The organism is Microbacterium sp. Root53, assembly GCF_001426925.1.
Taxonomy (GTDB): Bacteria; Actinomycetota; Actinomycetes; order Actinomycetales; family Microbacteriaceae; genus Microbacterium.
This window is the reverse complement of the sequence record NZ_LMFR01000021.1, coordinates 112,969-133,607: the sequence shown is the minus strand read 5'-3', so window position 1 is coordinate 133,607 and position 20,639 is coordinate 112,969. Positions and strand designations below refer to the sequence as shown.

Genomic DNA, 20,639 nt, shown 5'->3' with positions numbered 1-20,639 from the left:
GGCCTGCGGCGGGCTCACGCCGGCGCCGACCCGCCCAGCTCCTGCGAGGCCGAGATCCACTGCTCGAGCTTCGCCGTGGCGCGACCGTCGTCGATCGCCGCGGCCGCCTCCTCGAGCGCCTCGACGAGACGCTCGACCATGCCCCGCTGCATCTGGGCGGGGTCCTGGGAGAGCCGGAACGCCACGATGCCCGCCGCCGCGTTGAGCAGCACGATGTCGCGCACCGCGCCCTTCTCGCCCGCGAGCGTGCGCCGCAGCACCTCGGCGTTGTGCTCGGGGCTGCCGCCGAGGAGGTCGTCGATGGTCGCGGTCGCCAGGCCCACGTCGCGCGGGTGGATGTCGAACTCGTGCACGTCGCCGCGCGAGACCTCCCAGATGCGGGAGTACCCCGTGGTCGTCAGCTCGTCGAGGCCGTCCTCGCCCCGGAAGACGAGCGCGGTGGCGCCGCGCGTGCGGAACACGCCGGTGATCAGCGGGACCACGTCGAGGTTGGCCACGCCGACGGCGTTCGCCTCCGCGCGGGCGGGGTTCACGAGCGGGCCGAGGAAGTTGAACACGGTCGGCACGCCGAGCTCCGCGCGCACCTGACCCGCGTGGCGGAAGCCCGGGTGGAACGCCGCCGCCCACGCGAACGTGATGCCGGCGCGGTCGAGGACCCCGGCCACGGCCTCCGGGGGCAGGCGCAGGTCGATGCCGAGCGCGCTGAGCACATCCGAGGAGCCCGACTTCGAGCTCGCCGCCTTGTTCCCGTGCTTGACCACCGGGACGCCCGTCGCGGCGATCACGATCGAGGCCGTCGACGAGATGTTGACGGTGCCGAAGCGGTCACCGCCCGTGCCGACGATGTCGAGCACGTTGGGGTCGACATCCAGCGGGACGGCGGCCTCGAGGATCGCGTCGCGGAAGCCGATGATCTCCTCGACCGTCTCGCCCTTCGCCCGCAGCGCGAGCAGGAATCCGGCGAGCTGGGCGGGCGTCGCCGCGCCCTGCATCACCTGCCGCATGGCCCAAGTGGCCTCCGACACGCTGAGGTCGGTGCGCGAGAGCACGGTGGTCAGGACGTCGGGCCAGGTGGGTTCCGCCATGCTCCGATCCTAGCCAGGGCGTATAGACAGGGATCTCGCGCCGGACTCCCAGACGGCATTCGGGTCCCACATACTTCGACGCGATGTCGAAGTTGCCCAAACCAGGCCGGAGGATCGGCAATAATGGTTCCGTGACGACCTCAGCGACGTATGCCCCGGCACCGAGAACCGTGAAGCGACCCGATCCCGTCGCCGTCGGCACGATTGTCTGGCTCGGCAGCGAAGTCATGTTCTTCGCCGGCCTCTTTGCGATCTACTTCACCCTCCGCAGCACCTCGCCGGAGCTGTGGGCTGAGCGCACCGAGCTTCTCAACGTGCCGTTCGCGCTCGTGAACACGATCATCCTGGTGCTCTCCAGTGTGACCTGCCAGCTCGGCGTGTTCTCGGCCGAGGGCCTGACGTTCAAGAACCCGCTCCTGCAGCGGCTCGTGGGCTGGGGCGTCGTCCCGTGGTTCTGGGTGTCGTTCGCGCTGGGCGCGGTCTTCGTCTCGGGCCAGGTGTGGGAGTACGCCACGCTCGTGCTCGAGGGCATGCCGATCAGCGCCGACTCCTACGCGTCGGCCTTCTACCTCACGACGGGCTTCCACGCCCTGCACGTGACCGGCGGCCTCGTCGCGTTCCTGCTCACCATCGGCCGCTTCTACGCGGTCAAGCGCCCCCGTCACAAGGAGGCCGTCACCGCGATCGTCGTGTCCTACTACTGGCACTTCGTCGACGTCGTGTGGATCGCGCTCTTCCTGGTCATCTACTTCCTCAAGTAAGAGCGGAGCTACATCAGACTTATGGCACGAGAGAAGAAGCGCCGCTCGAACGGCCGTCGCAGCCCGCTGGCCGCCGCCGCCCTCATCGGCATCGGCCTGCTCATCACGGGAGGCGCCTACGCCGGCGCGTCCGCCGCGGTCGCCGCATCGACCGAGACCACCGCCGCCAGCACGACGCTCACGGTCGAGGACGGCGAGAAGCTGTTCCAGGCCAACTGCGCCACCTGCCACGGCCTCGACCTGCAGGGCACCGACAACGGCCCGTCGCTGTACGGCGTCGGCGCGCTCGCCGTCGAGTTCCAGGTGTCCACCGGCCGCATGCCGATGCAGCGCCAGGACGTCCAGGCCCCGCAGAAGGAGGCCCAGTTCACCGAGGAGCAGATCCTCGCGATGGCCGAGTTCGTGCAGTCGGTCGCCCCGGGCCCCGACTTCCCGGACGAGCACTACCTCGACGGCGAGGGCGACGTCGCGCGCGGCGCCGAGCTGTTCCGCATCAACTGCGCGATGTGCCACAACGTGGCCGCCGCCGGCGGTGCGCTGACGGAGGGCAAGTACGCCCCGGACATCATGGACACCAGCGCGCAGCACATCTACGCCGCGATGGTGACCGGCCCCCAGAACATGCCCGTGTTCAACGACATGAACCTCACGCCGGAGGACAAGCGCGACATCATCTCCGCGCTCCTCTACCAGCAGGAGCAGCCCGCTCCCGGCGGCTTCACGATCGGCTCGCTCGGCCCCGTGTCCGAGGGTCTGTTCGTGTGGATCTTCGGCATCGGTGGGCTCATCGCGATCACCGTGTGGATCACCGCGAAGTCCAACTGAGCATGGCGAACGAAGAAGACGTGACGAGGAGCACCATGGCGCACGACAGCGAACCGCAGGCGGTGGAGGTCTACCGGCCCTCCCCCGGCCTCGCCGTTTCGATTGCCGACCCCGTGCAGAACCCCGGCCTGCCGCCGCACCGTGCGCGCATGACCGACAAGGACCCGAAGGCGGAGCGCGCGGCTGACCGCACGGTCTACACGCTGTTCTACGTGTCGGTCGCGGCCAGCATCTGGGCGGTCGCCGCCTACATGCTGTTCCCGATCGAGGACGGGTCGATGCTCTCGATCCGCAACAACAACCTCTGGATCGGCCTGGGCATCGCGTTCGCGCTGCTCGCGATCGGCGTGGGCGCCATCCACTGGTCCAAGGCGCTCATGAGCGACAAGGAATACGTCGAGGAGCGCCACTCGACCCGCGGCAGCGAGGCCACCCGCGCCGCGGCCGTCGAGGCGTTCGCGATCGCCAACGAGGAGTCGGGCTTCGGTCGTCGCAAGATGATCCGCAACTCGCTGATCGCCGCCGTCGCCGCCTCGATCCTCCCGGGTCTCGCGCTGTTCCGCGGCCTGGCCCCGCACTCGACGGCCGAGAACCCCACCGCGGGCGACCCGGTCGCGCTGCTCAACCACACCATGTGGAAGGAGGGCGAGCGCCTGGCGCTCGACCCCGAGGGCACCCCGATCAAGGCGTCGTCGGTCACGCTCGGCTCGGCGTTCCACGTCATCCCCGAGTCGCTCAAGAGCCTCAGCCACCACGACGGCTACCTCGAGGAGAAGGCGAAGGCCATCGTCCTGCTCATGCGTCTGCTCCCCGAGCAGCTCAAGGAGGACGAGGACCGCAAGTCCTGGTCGTACGACGGCATCGTGGCCTACTCGAAGGTCTGCACCCACGTCGGCTGCCCCGTGGCGCTGTACGAGCAGCAGACCCACCACCTGCTGTGCCCCTGCCACCAGTCGCAGTTCGACGTCACCGAGCACGCCAAGGTCATCTTCGGCCCGGCCGCGCGCCCGCTGCCGCAGCTGCCCATCGCCGTCGACGATGAGGGCTACCTCATCGCGCAGAGCGACTTCACCGAGCCCGTCGGCCCGAGCTTCTGGGAGCGTCACTGATGAGCACCACCACCGCACCTGAGAAGCCCCAGGCGCCGCTCGGCGGCAGGTTCGTCGGCGCGGCCGCGAACTACATCGACGAGCGCACCAGCATGTCGGGCCTCGTCAAGGCCCTCGGCCGCAAGGTCTTCCCCGACCACTGGTCGTTCATGCTCGGCGAGATCGCGCTGTGGTCGTTCGTCGTCGTGCTGCTGTCGGGCACGTTCCTGACGTTCTTCTTCCAGGCCTCCATGGTCGAGACGCACTACACCGGCGCGTACGAGCCCATGCGCGGCATCGCGATGTCGTCGGCGCTCGAGTCGACCCTGCGGATCTCGTTCGACCTGCGCGGCGGCCTGCTGGTCCGCCAGATCCACCACTGGGCCGCGCTGGTCTTCGTGGCCGGCATCGGCGTGCACATGCTGCGCGTGTTCTTCACGGGCGCGTTCCGCAAGCCGCGCGAGCTGAACTGGGTGATCGGCTTCGTGCTGTTCATCCTGGTGATGGCCGAGGGCTTCACCGGCTACTCGCTCCCCGACGACCTGCTCTCGGGCAACGGTCTCCGCATCATCGACGGCATGATCAAGGGTCTGCCGATCATCGGCACCTGGACGTCGTTCCTGCTGTTCGGCGGCGAGTTCCCCGGCACCGACATCGTCGGCCGCCTCTACACGCTGCACATCCTGATCCTGCCGCTGCTGGTGATCGCGCTCGTCGCGCTCCACCTGCTGCTCATGATCGTGAACAAGCACACGCAGTTCGCGGCCCCGGGTCGCACGAACGGCAACGTCGTCGGCTACCCGATGATGCCGGTCTACATGGCCAAGATGGGCGGGTTCTTCTTCATCGTCTTCGGCGCCATCGTGCTGATCGCGTCACTGGTGCAGATCAACCCCATCTGGAACTACGGCCCGTACGACCCGTCCCCCGTGTCGGCCGGCACGCAGCCCGACTGGTACATCGGCTTCGCGGACGGCGCCCTGCGTCTCGCCCCGTCGAACTGGGACATCGTCATCGGCAACTTCACGCTGTCGCTCGGCATCCTGGTGCCCGTCGCGGTGCTCGGCATCTTCATCGTGCTCGTCGCGATCTACCCCTTCCTCGAGGCGTGGATCACGGGCGACAAGCGCGAGCACCACATCGCGCAGCGTCCGCGCAACGCCGCGACGCGCACCGCGATCGGCGCCGCCGGCGTGGTCTTCTACGCGATCCTCTGGGCCGCCGCGTCGTCGGACATCATCGCGACGCACTTCTGGCTCACCATGGAGGGCGTGATCCGCTTCCTGCAGATCTCGCTGATCCTGGCCCCGATCGTCGTGTACTTCATCACCAAGCGCGTCTGCCTGGCGCTGCAGAAGAAGGACCGCGAGATCGCGCTGCACGGCTACGAGTCGGGCCGCATCGTCCGGATGCCCGGCGGCGAGTACCGCGAGGTGCACCGCCCGGTCGACGAGTACGAGCGCTGGAAGCTCGTGGACGTCGAGACGTACGCTCCCCTCGTGCTGCGCCCGAACGACCAGGGCCGGATCCCCTTCAGCGAGAAGCTGCGCGCCGGTCTGTCGCGCTGGTTCTTCGAGGACCGTCTCGCCCCGCTCACGCAGAGCGAGCTTGATGCCGCGGTCGCGCACCAGAAACACGCGCTGCACGAGTACGGCCCCAGCCCGCGCGAGCTCGAGGCCGGTCACGACCAGCACTGAGCCCCGCTCCACCGAAGCCCCCGGTCCTTCTGGACCGGGGGCTTCGTCGTGTCGGCGCCGGGCCGCCGGCCGTTGCCGCTCCTCTGCCGTTCCGAAAACCGGATCGATGGGACGTGCGTGACCGGAGTGATCGCATCCGTCACGCGCGCACCATCCGTCCGGTCTTCGGCACGCGCGGCGTAAGCTCGCGCAGGCCGCGCAGCGCATCTTCGACCGTCTCGGGATGGAACAGGATGTCCTCCGCGATCGGTCGGTAGCGCACGTAACCCCGCGCGGCCGCGACCTGGTCCCGGCGGTGGTCGCGGCGCTGCGCCTCCCAGTCCTCATGGAACGCCTTGCTGTCGCACTCCACGATGATCCAGCCGTCGAGCAGCAGATCCACCCGCCCTACCCCGGGGATGAGGACCTGCGACTCGACGCAGAACCCGAGTGCCACTGCCATCAGCCGCACGAGTGTCTCCGGCCCCGCCTCCGCCCTCGCGTCGACCAGGCGCCGTGCACGCTTGAGTCGGGCCGGCAGCACGCGGAACAACTCGTCGACGTCCGTGTGGCTCACGAGGCGCCCCTGCAGCGCCGAATCCAGCGAGGCGACCGCATCGGGCAGGTCCTGGCACAGCATCGCGTGGTGCAGCGCATCGAGGATGCTGACCTCGCTCGCCCGCGGGTGGACCGGCCGAAGCAGCCGCTGGCGATGCACGGCGTCCTCCGGATCGACGGCGGGCTGCGTCGCGGTCCGCGCGAGATGGGTGTGCAGTCCGCCCGCACGGGCGACGAAGACGCCCTTCAGCCGCAGCAGCGAGACGCAGGTCAGGCGTCCCCCGCGCGCGACCGCTCGCACGTTCTCATCCGGCGCACCGCGCGCCAGATAAGCACCCTGGCAGGCCTTCTGGATCAGGCCCCCGTCGACCGCGGACCTGATCTCCCGCGTCGACATCCCCGATGCGCGCAGATCCCGCGTCCGCCACACGCGATGATCCCCACCCTCATCGTCCCGGACATGCACGTCTCCCATCCGGCCAGCGTGGGCCCCCGCACCGGGTCTCCGGCGGCCCGATCCACCCAGATGGGGGCGGCCAGCGGCTCCCGTTCGCTGTGGACGAGCCTCCGCGGGCCAGCCGGTTCCGGAAACCGGACCGATGTGGCGAGTGGGATGGATGGGGTCACGCTCGCCTCAGAAACACCGTCCGTCCGGTTTTCGGCACCGCCGGCGGCCCCACGCCCCGACCCAACGCGAAACGGCCCCGGTCGGACCGAAGTCCGCCGGGGCCGCCTCAGAGCTGGATCAGCGGGCGAAGTAGCCGCGGTAGTACTCGTACACCCAGCCGACGATCGCGACCGCGAAGAGGCCGAGGGCCAGCGGCAGCAGGAACTGCGCCACCGCGAGCGAGATGATCGCGATCGCCGCGGAGCCCGCGAGCACGAGCGGCCACCAGGACCACGGGCTGAACTCGCCGAGCTCGGCGTCGCCGTCGTCGATGTCCGCGTCGTCACGGTCCTCGGGGAGCGCCACGCCGTGCTGGCCCTTGTGCACCAGCTGGATGTAGAACGCCACCATCGCCGACATGAAGACGGCGAACGCGAAGGCCGTCGAGCCCGCCCACTCGACCGCCTGGTACCAGGGCAGGTCGGGCTGGGCGATGATGCTCCACGCGGTGTAGACGACCGCCATGAGGCCGAAGAAGCCGGCGAGCAGCCACCAGAGGCCGATGTTGGACCGCATTACTTGACCTTTCCGTCCGCCGCGTCGATCACCGGCGCGTCAGGGGCGTCCTTGGCCGGACCGATGCCGACGGGGATGCCGGCCTCGGGGTGGTTCAGGTCGAACGCCGGACGCTCGCTGCGGATGCGCGGGATCGACGTGAAGTTGTGGCGCGGCGGCGGGCACGACGTCGCCCACTCGAGCGAGCCGCCGTAGCCCCACGGGTCGTTGACCGTGATCTTCGGCGCGGTGCGCGCGGTCACCCACACGTTCAGGAAGAAGGGCAGCAGCGAGGCGCCGAGGATGATGGCGCCCACCGTCGAGAGCTGGTTCTCCCACGTCCAGCCGTCCGCCGCCGAGTAGTCGGCGTAGCGGCGCACCATGCCGTCCACGCCCAGCCAGTGCTGGATGAGGAAGGTCATGTGGAAGCCGATGAACAGCATCCAGAAGTGCACGTAGCCGAGGCGCTCGTTGAGCATGCGGCCCGTCCACTTCGGCCACCAGAAGTAGAAGCCGGCGAACATGGCGAACACGACCGTTCCGAACACCACGTAGTGGAAGTGCGCGACGACGAAGTACGAGTCCGACAGGTGGAAGTCGAGCGGGGGCGACGACAGGATGACGCCCGTCAGACCGCCGAACACGAACGACACGAGGAAGCCGAGGGCGAACACCATCGGGGTCTCGTACGTGATCGAGCCGCGCCACATGGTGCCGATCCAGTTGAAGATCTTCACGCCGGTGGGAACCGCGATGAGCATCGTCATCAGGGCGAAGAACGGCAGCAGCACGGCGCCCGTGACGTACATGTGGTGGGCCCACACGGCCACCGACAGGGCGGCGATCGCGATGGTCGCGTACACGAGCGTCTTGTAGCCGAAGATCGGCTTGCGGCTGAAGACCGGGAAGATCTCCGACACGATGCCGAAGAACGGCAGCGCGATGATGTACACCTCGGGGTGGCCGAAGAACCAGAACAGGTGCTGCCACAGCAGGACGCCGCCGTTGGCAGGGTCGTAGATGTGCGCGCCGAGCACGCGGTCGGCACCGGCGGCGAAGATCGCGGCGGCGAGCACCGGGAAGGCGATCAGCACGAGGAGGCTCGTGATGAGCGTGTTCCAGGTGAAGATCGGCATGCGCCACATGGTCAGGCCGGGGGCGCGCATCGTGATGATCGTGGTGATGAAGTTCACCGCGCCGAGGATGGTGCCGAAGCCCGAGAGGCCGAGGCCCAGCATCCAGAGGTTTCCGCCGACGCCCGGCGAGAACGTCGCGTTGGCGAGCGGCTGATACGCGAACCAGCCGAACGACGCCGCACCCGACGGGGTCAGGAAGCCGGCGACCGCGATGGTCGAGCCGAACAAAAACAGCCAGAAGGCGAATGCGTTCAGACGCGGGAAGGCCACATCCGGCGCGCCCAGCTGCAGCGGCAGGATCGCGTTCGCGAAGCCCGCGAACAGCGGCGTCGCGAACATCAGCAGCATGATCGTGCCGTGCATCGTGAACAGCTGGTTGTACTGCTCCTTGGTGGGCAGGATCTGCATGCCGGGAGCGAACAGCTCGGCGCGGATGATCAGCGCCATGACGCCGCCGATCGCGAAGAACATGACCGAGGCGATCAGGTACATGTAGCCGATGGTCTTGTGGTCGGTGGAGGTCATCCACTTGACCACGATGTTGCCCTTCTGCTCCGTGCGCGATGCGCTGAGCAGGGCTGCCTGGCGGGGCGGGAGCGTGGTGCGGTGCTCCTGCAGGGTCGTCGCCATGATCAGTGCCCCTCTTCCTCGGTGGCTTCGGCGTTGCCGGTCGTGCCGGGGAAGTTCCCCAGACGGTCGTACGCGTCGTTGATGTCGCCGGTGTTGCCCTGGGCCTCGAGCTCGGCGAGGTAGTCCTCGTACTCGGCCTGGCTCACGACCTCGACGTTGAAGAGCATCATCGAGTGGTACTCGCCGCACAGCTCGGCGCACTTGCCGGCGTACGTGCCCTCACGCGTCGGGATGAACGACCACGAGTTGTCGCGGCCGATGTACATGTCCTTCTTGTAGAGGAAGTCGATGATCCAGAACGAGTGGATCACGTCGCGCGACTCAAGGTGGATGGTCACCTTCTGGTCGACCGGCAGCACCAGCGTCGGCAGCTGCGACTGGTCGATGTTCCCCTCGGCGTCCGGCTGCGCCTGGATGCCCATGGTCCACACGGCGTCCGAGTTGTCCTCGGCCTCGCCGTCGTACTGGAAGTCCCACGCCCACTGCTTGGCGATCGCGGTGATCTCGACGTCGACCTCGTCCTCGGTCCACTGCGTCTCGATCGCCGACTGGTCGCGCGCCGTGAAGGCGAACAGGCCCAGCACCAGGATGAGCGGCACCGTCGTGAAGAAGATCTCGATCGGCATGTTGTAGCGCAGCTGGACCGGAAGGCCGGTCTGGCCCTTGCGGCGGCGGTACACGACCATCGCCCAGAGCATGAGGCCCCACGTGATCACGCCGACGGCCAGCAGCACGATCCACGAGCTGGTCCACAGCGTGGCGACGCGCTCGGCCTGGTTGGTCGTCGCCGTGCCGTCCTCCTGGAAACCGGGGAGGTATCCGTGCAGCTCCGTGGGAGTGCATCCGGCAAGGGCCACGGCTGCGGCAGCTGCGACGGGAATCGCGGCCCAGCGGAGACGGCGTTTCGATGGCACGAATTCACCTTTCGAACGTGGATGGGGCTCCTGTCAGTCTAGGGCAACCTCTCACCCGGTTCAGGACAACCGCCCAGCCTGGGGCGTGTCCATCCGGCCCGTCCGGACACGCCGAAGAGCCCCGCACCGACGGGGTGCGAGGCTCTTCGGACGAGGCGGATCAGTGGAAGCTGTCGCCGCAGGCGCAGCTGCCCGAGGCGTTGGGGTTGTCGATCGTGAACCCCTGCTCCGAGATGGTGTCCTTGAAGTCGATCGTCGCGCCGTCCAGGTACGGGACGGACATGTTGTCGACGATGACCTCGACGCCGTCGAAGTCGACGGTCTCGTCGCCCTCGAGGTAGCGCTCGTCGAAGTAGAGCTGGTAGATCAGGCCCGAGCAGCCGCCGGGCTGGACGGCCACGCGCAGACGCAGGTCGTCGCGGCCCTCCTGCTCGAGGAGGCTCTTCACCTTGGCGGCGGCGGCGTCCGTGAGGCTCACGCCGTGCGCGCGCGTGTCGGCGGGGGTGCCGGCGAGGGTCGTGTCGGTCATGACGCTCCTTACGGGGTGGGCCGCATGCGCGGCGACTCGTTCGATTCTACCGCCGCGCGCGGCGTGCGGATCCGGGGCTCACAGGGAGCGGGAGTTCATCCGCCCCAGGAGCAGCGTCTCGGCCCGCACGGCGTTGCGGAACGTCTGCAGGTGCAGCGACTCGTTGGGGCTGTGCGCGCGCGAGTGCGGGTCCTCCACGCCGGTGACGAGGATCTGCGCGCCCGGGAACTCGCGCACCAGGTCGGCGATGAACGGGATGGAGCCGCCGACGCCGAGGTCTACGGGGTCCTTGCCGTAGCCGTCGCGCATCGCGTCGCGCGCCTCGGCCACCGCCCATCCGGTCGTGTCGACGAGGAACCCGTCGCCGAGGTCGACGTCGCTGAACGTCAGCTCCGCGCCGAACGGCGCGTGCGCGCGCAGATGGGCCTCGATCGCCGCGTACGCCTCGCGGGCGTCCTGGCCCGGCGCCACGCGGGCGCTGACCACGACAGTGACCTCGGGCGAGAGCGTGTTCGACGCGGCGGCGACGCTCGTGAAGTCGATGCCCGTGACGGTGATCGACGGCTTGTTCCAGATGCGCGACAGGATGGTGCCGTCGCCGATCGGCTGCACGCTGTCGGGCAGTCCGGCCTCGTCGCGCAGCGTCTCCTCGCTGTAGTCGGGCGTCTCGGCGTCCCGCGCGCGGAGCCCCTCGACCGCGACCGACCCGCGGTCGTCCCACAGGGTCGACAGCAGCTTGATGGTGGCGAGCATCGCGTCGGGCACCGCTCCCCCGAACATGCCGGAGTGCGAGGCGTGCTCGAGCGTGCGCACGGTGAGGTGGAACTTCGCGTTGCCGCGCAGGGAGACCGTGACGGCGGGCGTCTCGGAATCCCAGTTACCCGAGTCCGCGACCACGATCACATCGCTGCGCATCGCGTCGGCGTTGTCCGACAGGAACCGCGCGAACGAGCGGGAGCCGTACTCCTCCTCGCCCTCGATGAACAGCACGATGCCGAGATCGAGGTCGTCGCCCACCACCTCGCGCAGCGCGCGCAGCGAGGCGATGTGCGCCATCACGCCGGCCTTGTCGTCGGCGGCTCCGCGGCCGTACAGGCGGCCGTCGCGGACCGTCGGCTCGAACGGCGGCGTCTCCCACAGGGCCTCGTCGCCCGGCGGCTGCACGTCGTGGTGCGCGTAGAGCATGACCGTGGGGCGGCCGTTCCGCGCGGCCCGGGTGGCGAGCACCGCGGGCTGACCGTGCTCGGACATGCCGGGGATCTCGGCGGTGAGCACGCGCACCTCGTCGAAGACCCCGGTGTCGCGCGCGAGCTCGGCGATGGTCGCGGCGCTGCGCTGCAGCTGCTCCTGATCGAACGCAGGCCACGCGATGCCCGGGATGCGCACCAGCCGGCCCAGATCGCCCAGAGCGGCGGAGATCCCTCCCTCTGCGGTCTCGAGCAGCGCTGCGTCGATCGTTCCAGCTTCCACAGAAGGCTCCGAAGTCATGCGGGTAATCTTAGGTCGATCCCCTCTCCACCGATCCGAGGTGCACACCCGTGAGCAAGACCCCCGCCGTGAACGACGGCGCTTCGAACGGCACGACCCTGAACGGCCAGCCGGTCGGCGACGACGCCGCGGCCGGCAAGGGCCGCCCCACCCCCACGCGCGCCGAGCGCGAGGCCGCCCGCAAGCGCCCGCTCGTCGCGAACACCAAGGAGGCCAAGGCCCGCGCCCGCGCCGAGCTGCGCGAGCGCCAGGACCGGGCGCGGATCGGCATGGCGAACGGCGAGGAGCGCTACCTCCCGCTGCGCGACAAGGGCCCGCAGAAGCGCTTCGCCCGCGACTACACCGACGCCGGCTGGCACCTGGGCGAGCTGCTGATGCCCGCCATGATCGTCGTGATCATCGCGACGTTCATCCCGCTCGACTTCTTCCAGTACTGGTCCTTCGTGGCGCTGTGGATCTTCATCTTCTTCGTGATCGGCGACATGATCATCCTGTCCGCCACGGTCAAGAAGAAGGCGGCCGCGAAGTTCGGCAAGGAGAAGCTCGAGAAGGGCCTCGGCTGGTACTCGGCCATGCGCTCGGTCCAGATGCGCTTCATGCGTCTGCCGAAGCCGCAGGTCAAGCGCGGCGAGTTCCCCGTCTGATCCCCACGCGACACGACGACGCCCCCGGCCGTCACGGCCGGGGGCGTCGTTCTCGGTCGGTCAGCGTGCCGCGCGGATCGCGGACAGGCCCGCGTTGATCTCGCAGGCCCACAGCGGGCCGCGGTAGAGGAACGCCGTGTAGCCCTGCACGAGGGTCGCGCCGGCGTCCAGGCGCTCCTGGACCTCCTCGGCGGTCTCGACCCCGCCCACGGAGACGACGCAGAAGTCGTCGGGCACGGCGGCACGCACCGTGCGCAGAACCTCGAGCGAACGGGCCTTGAGGGGCGCGCCCGACAGGCCGCCCGCTCCGGCCGCCTCGACCGTCGCGGCGTCGGTGGCGAGGCCCTCGCGGGAGATCGTGGTGTTGGTGGCGATGATGCCGGCGAGGCCCTCGTCGACGGCGAGGCGCGCGATCGCCTGGATCTCGTCGTCCGGCAGATCCGGCGCGATCTTCACCAGCAGCGGCGTGGCGCCCGCCGCCTCGCGCACCGCGCGCAGCAGCGGGGCGAGGGTCTCGACCGCCTGCAGGCCGCGCAGTCCCGGGGTGTTCGGCGACGACACGTTGACCGCGAGGTAGTCGGCGAGCGGGGCGAGCATCCGGGCGCTCTTGACGTAGTCGGCCGTCGCGTCGGCGACGTCGACCACGCGGCTCTTGCCGATGTTCGCCCCCACGACCGCACCGGTGCGGCGCAGCCGCGCGAGCCGCCGGGCGGCGGCCTCGGCGCCGCGGTTGTTGAACCCCATGCGGTTGACGACCGCGCGGTCCTGGATCAGGCGGAACAGGCGCGGCTTGGGGTTGCCGTCCTGCGGGACGGCCGTGACCGTGCCGATCTCGACGTGCCCGAAGCCGAGCGCCTCGAGCCCGCGGACGCCGACCGCGTTCTTGTCGAAGCCGGCCGCGACGCCGAACGGCGACGGGAAGACCTGGCCGAGCGCCTCGACGGCGAGCTCAGGCGCCGGACGCGTGAAGCGGTGGACCAGCGGCCGGACCGGCCAGGTGCCCGCCACGCGGATCACGGCCATGCCGAGGTGGTGCGCGAACTCGGGGTCGAAGCGCGCGAGGACATGGCGGAAGACGAGGGGATACATCCCTGTCAGGCTATCGCGCGGCCGTGCGTCAGTCGGACTCGTCGTCCACGTCGGCCGGGGCGTCGGCCCGCGAGGCGCGCGCGTGGTCGGCGCGGAGCTCCGCGATCGACGCCTCGAAGTCCTCGAGCGACTCGAACGCCTGGTAGACGCTCGCGAAGCGCAGGTACGCGACCTCGTCGAGCTCGCGCAGCGGGCCCAGGATGGCCAGCCCGATCTCGTTCGCGTCGATCTGGCTGAGGCCGGTCTGGCGCACGGCCTCCTCGACCCGCTGGGCGAGGATCGCGAGGTCCGCGTCCGTCACCGGGCGCCCCTGGCACGCCTTGCGCACGCCCGAGATCACCTTGTCGCGGCTGAACGGCTCGACCGCGCCGGAGCGCTTGATGACGTTGAGGCTCGCGGTCTCGATCGTCGAGAAGCGGCCGCCGCACTTGGGGCACTGCCGGCGCCGCCGGATGGACAGCCCGTCGTCGCTCGTGCGGGAGTCGATCACTCGGGAGTCGCCGTGGCGGCAGAAGGGGCAGTGCATGACCCGAAAGCCTACGCGTGACGCCTGGGAGTCGGGCGCCGCTCAGCCGCGCACGTCGCCGAAGCGCGCCGCGACCGCCTCGCCGTGCGCGGGCAGCGCCTCGGCCTCGGCGAGCGCCAGGATCGCGTCGCGGACGTCGGCCAGCGCGTCGCGGTCGTACTCGATCACCTGCTGCGGACGCAGGAACGTGTGCGATCCCAGACCCGCCGCGTAGCGCGCCTGGCCGCCCGTGGGCAGCACGTGGTTCGATCCGGCGAGGTAGTCCCCGAGGCTCACGGGCGTGTACGACCCGACGAACACGGCCCCCGCGCTGGTATAGCGCGGCGCGGCGCCCGCCGCATCCGCGATGTGCAGCTCGAGGTGCTCGGGCGCGTAGGCGTTGCTGAACGCCTCGGCCGCGGCGGCGTCGTCGACGAGCACGATGGCGGACTGCTCCCCCGCCAGTGCCGTCGCCACGCGCTCGCTGTGGCGCGTGGCGGCCGCGACGCTCTCGACCTCGGCGGCGACGGCCTCCGCCAGCGCGGCGGACGGCGTGACGAGCACGGCCGACGCCTGCTCGTCGTGCTCGGCCTGGCTCACGAGGTCGTAGGCGATCAGGCGCGCGTCGGCCGTGTCGTCCGCGACGATCAGGATCTCCGTGGCGCCCGCCTCCGAGTCCGTCCCCACCACGCCGGCGACCGCGCGCTTCGCGGCCGCGACGAAGTTGTTGCCGGGGCCGGTGACGACGTCGACGGGCTCCAGCCCGATGGCGTCCACGCCGTGGGCGAGCGCTCCGATCGCGCCCGCGCCGCCCATCGCGTAGACCTCGTCGACGCCGAGCAGGCCGGCGGCGGCGAGGATCGTGGGGTGCACGCGGCCGTCCTGGTCGCGCTGCGCGGGCGAGGCGAGCGCGACGCTCTGCACGCCGGCGACCTGCGCGGGCACGACGTTCATGACGACGCTCGACGGGTACACGGCCTTGCCGCCCGGCACGTAGACGCCGACGCGCGAGACCGGCTGCCAGCGCTGCGTGACGCGCGCGCCGGCGCCGAGATCGGTCGTGCGCGGTGCGGGGACCTGAGCGGCCGACGCCTCGCGGACACGCCGGATGGCCTCCTCGAGCGCGGCGCGCACCTGCGGGTCGAGGGCGTCGACGGCCTCCGCGATGTGCTGTGCGGGAACGCGCACCGAGTGCCCGGTCACGCCGTCGAACCGCTCGGCCTGCTCGCGGAGCGCGACCTCGCCGCGCACGCGGACGTCCTCGACGATCTCGGCCGCGACATGCAGCGCGGTCGCCCTGGCCTCTGCGGCCCGAGGGACGATCGCGAGCAGTTCCGCGGTGGTCAGCGTGCGGCCGCGGAGATCGATGGTGCGCATCCCCCTATTCTGTCAGCCGCCGAGAGGGGGGGGGATCCGCCGTCGTCAGCCGCGCGTGATGCCCGAGGTGTCGTGCAGGTAGCCGATCCGGCCGTCGTCGTGGCGCACGACGTACGTGTCGCCGCGGTCCTCGACCACGAGCGCCCATGCGGTGGGCCCGATGCGGAACAGCGGAGCACCGTAGGCGTCCACGACGTCGCGCTCCTCCGGCACGAGCGCCCAGAACGCCTGCTGCACGGGCGCCTGCTGCGCCGCCGCGGGCTCGGGCTCCGGCTCGGGCGCGGACTCCGGCTCGGGGGCGGGCTCGGCGGCCGGGTAGGCCTCGGTCGGGCCGGTGGGCTCGTCCTGGGCAGGAAGCACCGACGTCGCGTCGTCATCCGTCGCGGGCGCGCCCACCGGCTCCGGCTGAGCCTGAGGCGCCTCGGCGGGCTCCGGCGAGGCGGGACGCTGGTGCGTCGCGTCGGCGTCTGCCGCGGCGGCCGGGGCGGGCGCCTGCAGCGGATACTGCTGGCCGTACGCGGGCGCGCCGACCGGGAACCGGCCCGCCGACGGAGCGTAGGCCGGCTGCCCGTACGGCTGGCTGGGCTGACCGTAGGGCTGCTGGCCGTAGGGCTGACCGTACGGAGCCTGGCCGTACGGCTGCGGGGCATACGGGGGCTGACCGGGCTGCGGCGCACCGTAGGCCGGCTGTCCGTAGCCGGGCGCACCGTACGGCTGGCCCTGCTGGGGCGCGCCGTACGGCGGCGCGGGCTGCGCCCACTGCTGCGGGGCGACCGGCTGGGGCTTGGGTCGCACGACCACGCCGCGGGGGTCGCGGGCGGTCGGATGCGCCGGCGTCTCGGCACGGCGCTCGAAGTCCTCCTTGAACGGAGCGACGTGCGGCGCGACGACCGTGAGGAACACGCCGCCGAGCGTCGCGAGCAGCTGGAGCCACACGACCCACGTGGTGATCACTCCGGGGCCGTCCACCGCGAGGCCGTACCCGAGGGTGCTGAGCCACATCACGGCGGCGACGGAGAAGGACACCGACGCGAACTGGTCCACGGACAGGGAGCCGACGCGCGCGATCCGGCCGGGCTGGGTGCGACGCAGCACCAGGAGCACGCCCGCGGCCACCGGGAGGCCCACGGCGAGCACCCAGTCGAGCGACGCGCCCCAGATGGGCGTGTAGCCGAAGTCGTAGATCGAGAAGAACGACAGCAGCAGGACGAGGCCCGACAGGCCGACCAGGATCGCCTCACGGCGCGTGAACGGACCGACGCCCGGTAGCGCGTCGGGGTCCTGCGGCGCGGCCGGCTCGGACGCCGCCGGCTCCGGCTGCGGCGCGGCCGGCTCCGGGGCTCCGGACGGCGGCTGCGCCGCCTGCGGTGCCGCGGCGGCCTGGCCGTCGGGCTGCTCGGGGGCGGGAGAACCGGGGTTCTGGTCGGTCACGCTGATCCTCTCCGGTGCCGTCGTCGTCACGGCCCTCGATCCACCCGGTCACCCGGGCGCGGTTGCGGTCGATCCTACCGGCGGGACCTGCGGCCTCTCGCGGGGCACCTCTCCCCCCGCGGCCGTCACGCCGGGCGCGTCATCGCGGGCCGGTCACCCCAGGCACTGGGGCCCGAGCAGCGACTTGAGGTCGCCGAACAGGTCGGCGGTGATCCGGACCGGCATCGGCACCTCGAACACCTTCGCGGTGCGGCCGCGGTGCATCCGGAGGCGCACCTCGGTGTCGCCCGCGTGGCGTCGCAGCACGTCAGCGAGGTCCTGCACCACCTGCTCGGTGGCGCGCTGCTCCGGCAGCACCAGGGTGAGCGGGCCCGCCTCGTCGAACGAGCCGACATCCGGGGTGAACGCCGACTGGGCGTGGAGGTTCATCCCGTCGTCGCGGCGCGAGACGCGGCCGCGCACGACCAGGATGGCGTCCTGCTGCAGGATCGGCTGGAACTCGGTGTAGGTCTTGCCCATGAACATGACCGTGACCTCGCCCTCGAAGTCCTCGACCGTGATCATGCCGTAGGGGTTTCCGCTCGACTTGGCCACGCGGTGCTGGGCGCTCGTCACCAGCCCCGCCACCGTGACCTGGTCGCCGTCCTGCAGATCCTCCGACGCCAGCAGCGCGCTGATCGTGATCGTGCGGTGCTTCGCGAGCGGCACCTCCAGGCCCGCCAGCGGATGATCCGACACGTAGAGGCCGAGCATCTCGCGCTCGAAGCCGAGCTTGTCCTTCTTGGTCCACTCGGGGCGGTCCGGCACCTTCTGCACCGACTGGGGCTCGTCCCACAGGCTGTCGAAGTCGAAGCCGATCGCGCCGCCGGCGGCGTTGCGCTTGTCGGTCACGGCGACCTCGACCGCGCTCTCGTGGATCTCCACGAGGGCGCGTCGCGTCGCCCCCATGGAGTCGAACGCGCCCGCCTTGATCAGCGACTCGACCGTGCGCTTGTTGGCCACGTGGAGCGGCACGCGGGCCAGGAAGTCGTGGAACGACGTGTACGGCCCGTCCTCGCGCGCGGCGATGATGCCGTCGACGACGTTCGAGCCGACGTTGCGGATCGCGCCGAGGCCGAAGCGGATGTCCTCGCCGACGGCAGCGAAGAAGCCGATCGACTCCGAGACGTCCGGCGGGAGCACCCGGATGCCCATCCGGCGGCACTCGTTGAGGTACAGCGCCAGCTTGTCCTTCGCGTCGCCGACGCTGGTCAGCAGCGCGGCCATGTACTCGGCCGGATAGTGCGCCTTCAGGTACGCGGTCCAGTACGACACGAGGCCGTAGGCGGCCGAGTGGGCCTTGTTGAACGCGTAGTCCGAGAAGGGCAGCAGGATGTCCCACAGCGCCTTGATGGCGCCGTCGCCGAAGCCGCGCTCCTTCATGCCGGCCTCGAAGCCCTCGTACTGCTTGTCCAGCTCGGACTTCTTCTTCTTGCCCATCGCGCGGCGCAGGATGTCGGCCTGGCCGAGGCTGAAGCCGGCCACCTTCTGCGCGATCGCCATGACCTGCTCCTGATAGATGATCAGGCCGTAGGTCGTGTCGAGGATGTCGCGCAGCGGCTCCTCGAGCTCCGGATGGATCGGGGTGATGGGCTGCAGCCCGTTCTTGCGCAGCGCGTAGTTGGTGTGCGAGTTCGCGCCCATGGGACCCGGGCGGTACAGCGCGATGACGGCCGAGATGTCCTCGAAGTTGTCGGGCTTCATCAGTCGCAGCAGCGACCGCATGGGCCCGCCGTCGAGCTGGAACACGCCCAGCGTGTCGCCGCGGGACAGCAGGTCGTACGCCGCGCGGTCGTCGAGCTGGAGGTGCTCGAGGTCGAGCTCCTCGCCCCGGTTCATCCGGATGTTGTCCAGCGCGTCCGAGATGATCGTGAGGTTGCGCAGGCCCAGGAAGTCCATCTTGATGAGGCCGAGGGACTCGCACGCCGGATAGTCGAACTGCGTGACGATCTGGCCGTCCTGCTCGCGGCGCATGATCGGGATGATGTCGAGCAGCGGCTCGCTCGACATGATGACGCCGGCCGCGTGCACGCCCCACTGGCGCTTCAGGCCCTCGAGGCCCACCGCGCGGTCGTAGACGGTCTTGGCCTCGGGGTCGGTGTCGATCAGCGAGCGGAACTCGCCGGCCTCCTTGTAACGCGGGTGCTCGGGGTCGAACATGCCGTCGAGCGGCATGTCCTTGCCCATGACCGCGGGCGGCATGGCCTTGGTGAGCTTCTCGCCCATGCTGAACGGGAAGCCGAGCACGCGGCCGGCGTCCTTGAGCGCCTGCTTCGACTTGATGGTGCCGTACGTGACGATCTGCGCGACGCGCTCCGAGCCGTACTTCTGCGTGACGTACTCGATGACCTCGCCGCGACGGCGGTCGTCGAAGTCGACGTCGAAGTCGGGCATCGAGACGCGGTCGGGGTTGAGGAAGCGCTCGAAGATGAGGCCGTGCTCGAGCGGGTCGAGGTCGGTGATGCGCATGGCGTAGGCGACCATGGAGCCTGCTCCCGAGCCGCGGCCGGGGCCCACGCGGATCCCGTTGTCCTTGGCCCAGTTGATGAAGTCGGCGACGACCAGGAAGTAACCCGGGAAGCCCATCTGCAGGATGATCCCGGTCTCGTACTCGGCCTGCTTGCGGACCTTGTCGGGGATGCCCTCGGGGTACCGGTAGTGGAGGCCCTTCTCGACCTCCTTGATGAGCCAGCTGTCCTCGGTCTCGCCGTCCGGCACCGGGAAGCGGGGCATGTAGTTGGCCGAGGTGTTGAACTCGACCTCGCAGCGCTCGGCGATCAGCAGCGTGTTGTCGCACGCCTCCGGGTGGTCGCGGAACAGGTGGCGCATCTCCTGCGCGGTCTTGACGTAGTACCCGTCGCCGTCGAACTTGAAGCGGTTCGGGTCGTCCAGCGTCGATCCGGACTGCACGCACAGGAGGGCCGCGTGCGCATCGGCCTCGTGCTGGTGCGTGTAGTGCGAGTCGTTGGTGGCGACCAGCGGGATCCCGAGGTCCTTCGAGATCCGGAGCAGGTCGGTCATGACGCGGCGCTCGATCGAGAGGCCGTGGTCCATGATCTCGGCGAAGTAGTTCTCCTTGCCGAAGATGTCCTGGAACTCCGCGGCTGCCGCGCGCGCGGCCTCGTACTGCCCGAGGCGCAGCCTGGTCTGGATCTCGCCCGACGGGCATCCCGTCGTGGCGATGAGGCCCTTGCTGTAGGTCTGCAGCAGCTCGCGGTCCATGCGCGGTTTGAAGTAATACCCCTCCATGCTCGACAGGGAGCTCAGCCGGAAGAGATTGTGCATGCCCTCCGTGGTCTGGCTCCACATCGTCATGTGGGTGTACGCGCCGCCCCCGGACACGTCGTCGCTCTTCTGGTCCGGTGACCCCCACGCGACGCGCGACTTGTCGCTGCGATGCGTGCCGGGCGTGACATAGGCCTCGAGACCGATGATCGGCTTGACGCCGGAGGCCTGCGCGGCCTTGTAGAACTCGAACGCCGCGAACGTGTTGCCGTGGTCCGTGACCGCGATCGCCGGCATGCCGTACTCGGCCGCGGCCTGGGTCATCGCCCCGATCTTGGCTGCCCCGTCCAGCATCGAGTACTCGCTGTGCACATGCAGGTGGACGAAGGAGTCGGAGGCCATGGATCGAGTCTAGGTCGGACCCCCGACACGACCGCCCGACGGCCCCGGGTGTCAGGACGCCGGGCGGGGCGGACC

Annotated in this window: 17 protein-coding genes; 5 read left to right on the top strand and 12 right to left on the bottom strand. The window is 70.2% G+C overall.

The window, feature by feature from the left end:
- Positions 1 to 14: 14 nt before the first annotated feature.
- Positions 15 to 1,085 (bottom strand): anthranilate phosphoribosyltransferase, encoded by a 1,071-nt coding sequence (gene trpD, locus ASD19_RS09640; protein WP_055991809.1) that lies wholly within the window; start codon positions 1,083 to 1,085, stop codon positions 15 to 17.
- An 83-nt stretch (positions 1,086 to 1,168) separates the two neighbouring features.
- Here trpD and ctaE point away from each other — a divergent pair, with 83 nt between their 5' ends.
- The 4 genes from ctaE to qcrB are packed head-to-tail and all read left to right on the top strand — an operon-like array spanning position 1,169 to position 5,456.
- Entirely contained in the window at positions 1,169 to 1,846 is a 678-nt protein-coding gene (gene ctaE, locus ASD19_RS09635) for an aa3-type cytochrome oxidase subunit III (RefSeq protein ID WP_082543121.1), read from the top strand.
- A 21-nt stretch (positions 1,847 to 1,867) separates the two neighbouring features.
- Positions 1,868 to 2,671 (top strand): cytochrome bc1 complex diheme cytochrome c subunit, encoded by an 804-nt coding sequence (gene qcrC / locus ASD19_RS09630; protein ID WP_055991805.1) that lies wholly within the window; start codon positions 1,868 to 1,870, stop codon positions 2,669 to 2,671.
- A gap of 35 nt (positions 2,672 to 2,706) precedes the next feature.
- Entirely contained in the window at positions 2,707 to 3,780 is a 1,074-nt protein-coding gene (gene qcrA / locus ASD19_RS09625; protein ID WP_055991803.1) for a cytochrome bc1 complex Rieske iron-sulfur subunit, read from the top strand.
- A complete protein-coding gene (qcrB, locus tag ASD19_RS09620; protein ID WP_082543120.1) occupies positions 3,780 to 5,456 on the top strand; it encodes a cytochrome bc1 complex cytochrome b subunit in 1,677 nt (558 codons plus the stop codon). The genes qcrA and qcrB overlap by 1 nt, the downstream gene beginning before the upstream one ends.
- A gap of 139 nt (positions 5,457 to 5,595) precedes the next feature.
- Here the strand turns inward: qcrB and ASD19_RS09615 are convergent, their stop codons facing one another.
- The 6 genes from ASD19_RS09615 to ASD19_RS09590 form a co-directional block, all read right to left on the bottom strand.
- Complete coding sequence (locus ASD19_RS09615; RefSeq protein WP_156377169.1) at positions 5,596 to 6,390, bottom strand: hypothetical protein; 795 nt, start codon at positions 6,388 to 6,390, stop codon at positions 5,596 to 5,598.
- Positions 6,391 to 6,738: 348 nt separating this feature from the next.
- Positions 6,739 to 7,176 carry an aa3-type cytochrome oxidase subunit IV gene (gene ctaF, locus ASD19_RS09610; protein WP_055991798.1) on the bottom strand — a complete coding sequence of 146 codons (438 nt, stop codon included), beginning with the start codon at positions 7,174 to 7,176 and terminating at the stop codon, positions 6,739 to 6,741.
- The gene (ctaD, locus tag ASD19_RS09605; RefSeq protein WP_055991795.1) at positions 7,176 to 8,921 is read right to left on the bottom strand and encodes an aa3-type cytochrome oxidase subunit I; all 1,746 of its coding nucleotides are present in this window, start codon (positions 8,919 to 8,921) and stop codon (positions 7,176 to 7,178) included. Before ctaD ends, ctaF begins: the two co-directional genes overlap by 1 nt.
- Positions 8,922 to 8,923: 2 nt before the next feature.
- Positions 8,924 to 9,835, bottom strand: coding sequence for an aa3-type cytochrome oxidase subunit II (ctaC, locus tag ASD19_RS09600; RefSeq protein WP_055991792.1), 912 nt, complete (start codon positions 9,833 to 9,835; stop codon positions 8,924 to 8,926).
- A 160-nt stretch (positions 9,836 to 9,995) separates the two neighbouring features.
- Entirely contained in the window at positions 9,996 to 10,364 is a 369-nt protein-coding gene (gene erpA / locus ASD19_RS09595; protein WP_055991789.1) for an iron-sulfur cluster insertion protein ErpA, read from the bottom strand.
- A 78-nt stretch (positions 10,365 to 10,442) separates the two neighbouring features.
- Positions 10,443 to 11,852 (bottom strand): dipeptidase, encoded by a 1,410-nt coding sequence (locus ASD19_RS09590; protein ID WP_055991786.1) that lies wholly within the window; start codon positions 11,850 to 11,852, stop codon positions 10,443 to 10,445.
- Positions 11,853 to 11,902: 50 nt separating this feature from the next.
- Here ASD19_RS09590 and ASD19_RS09585 point away from each other — a divergent pair, with 50 nt between their 5' ends.
- Entirely contained in the window at positions 11,903 to 12,496 is a 594-nt protein-coding gene (locus ASD19_RS09585; protein WP_082543119.1) for a DUF3043 domain-containing protein, read from the top strand.
- A 60-nt stretch (positions 12,497 to 12,556) separates the two neighbouring features.
- Here ASD19_RS09585 and ASD19_RS09580 read toward each other — a convergent pair whose 3' ends face one another.
- The 5 genes from ASD19_RS09580 to dnaE all read right to left on the bottom strand — a co-directional run bounded on the left by ASD19_RS09580 (position 12,557) and on the right by dnaE (position 20,564).
- Positions 12,557 to 13,585: a quinone-dependent dihydroorotate dehydrogenase gene (locus ASD19_RS09580; RefSeq protein WP_055991783.1), complete on the bottom strand. Its 1,029-nt coding sequence runs from the start codon at positions 13,583 to 13,585 to the stop codon at positions 12,557 to 12,559.
- Positions 13,586 to 13,613: 28 nt separating this feature from the next.
- Positions 13,614 to 14,111, bottom strand: coding sequence for a transcriptional regulator NrdR (nrdR, locus tag ASD19_RS09575; RefSeq protein WP_055991779.1), 498 nt, complete (start codon positions 14,109 to 14,111; stop codon positions 13,614 to 13,616).
- Between the two features lie 42 nt (positions 14,112 to 14,153).
- A complete protein-coding gene (gene hisD / locus ASD19_RS09570) occupies positions 14,154 to 15,467 on the bottom strand; it encodes a histidinol dehydrogenase (protein WP_055991776.1) in 1,314 nt (437 codons plus the stop codon).
- 45 nt (positions 15,468 to 15,512) lie between these two features.
- On the bottom strand, positions 15,513 to 16,898 hold the full coding sequence (locus tag ASD19_RS14840; RefSeq protein WP_235563016.1) for a hypothetical protein: 1,386 nt from the start codon (positions 16,896 to 16,898) through the stop codon (positions 15,513 to 15,515).
- A 153-nt stretch (positions 16,899 to 17,051) separates the two neighbouring features.
- Positions 17,052 to 20,564, bottom strand: coding sequence for a DNA polymerase III subunit alpha (gene dnaE, locus ASD19_RS09560; protein ID WP_055991771.1), 3,513 nt, complete (start codon positions 20,562 to 20,564; stop codon positions 17,052 to 17,054).
- Between the last annotated feature and the right edge of the window lie 75 nt (positions 20,565 to 20,639).

Excerpts from the sequence above, each read along its gene's own strand:
- trpD (WP_055991809.1), bottom strand. The coding sequence starts at position 1,085 with ATGGCGGAACCCACCTGGCCCGACGTCCTGACCACCGTGCTCTCGCGC.
- ctaE (WP_082543121.1), top strand. The coding sequence starts at position 1,169 with ATGTCGAAGTTGCCCAAACCAGGCCGGAGGATCGGCAATAATGGTTCC.
- qcrC (WP_055991805.1), top strand. The coding sequence starts at position 1,868 with ATGGCACGAGAGAAGAAGCGCCGCTCGAACGGCCGTCGCAGCCCGCTG.
- qcrA (WP_055991803.1), top strand. The coding sequence starts at position 2,707 with ATGGCGCACGACAGCGAACCGCAGGCGGTGGAGGTCTACCGGCCCTCC.
- qcrB (WP_082543120.1), top strand. The coding sequence starts at position 3,780 with ATGAGCACCACCACCGCACCTGAGAAGCCCCAGGCGCCGCTCGGCGGC.
- ASD19_RS09615 (WP_156377169.1), bottom strand. The coding sequence starts at position 6,390 with ATGTCGACGCGGGAGATCAGGTCCGCGGTCGACGGGGGCCTGATCCAG.
- ctaF (WP_055991798.1), bottom strand. The coding sequence starts at position 7,176 with ATGCGGTCCAACATCGGCCTCTGGTGGCTGCTCGCCGGCTTCTTCGGC.
- ctaD (WP_055991795.1), bottom strand. The coding sequence starts at position 8,921 with ATGGCGACGACCCTGCAGGAGCACCGCACCACGCTCCCGCCCCGCCAG.
- erpA (WP_055991789.1), bottom strand. The coding sequence starts at position 10,364 with ATGACCGACACGACCCTCGCCGGCACCCCCGCCGACACGCGCGCGCAC.
- ASD19_RS09590 (WP_055991786.1), bottom strand. The coding sequence starts at position 11,852 with ATGACTTCGGAGCCTTCTGTGGAAGCTGGAACGATCGACGCAGCGCTG.
- ASD19_RS09580 (WP_055991783.1), bottom strand. The coding sequence starts at position 13,585 with ATGTATCCCCTCGTCTTCCGCCATGTCCTCGCGCGCTTCGACCCCGAG.
- nrdR (WP_055991779.1), bottom strand. The coding sequence starts at position 14,111 with ATGCACTGCCCCTTCTGCCGCCACGGCGACTCCCGAGTGATCGACTCC.
- hisD (WP_055991776.1), bottom strand. The coding sequence starts at position 15,467 with ATGCGCACCATCGATCTCCGCGGCCGCACGCTGACCACCGCGGAACTG.
- dnaE (WP_055991771.1), bottom strand. The coding sequence starts at position 20,564 with ATGGCCTCCGACTCCTTCGTCCACCTGCATGTGCACAGCGAGTACTCG.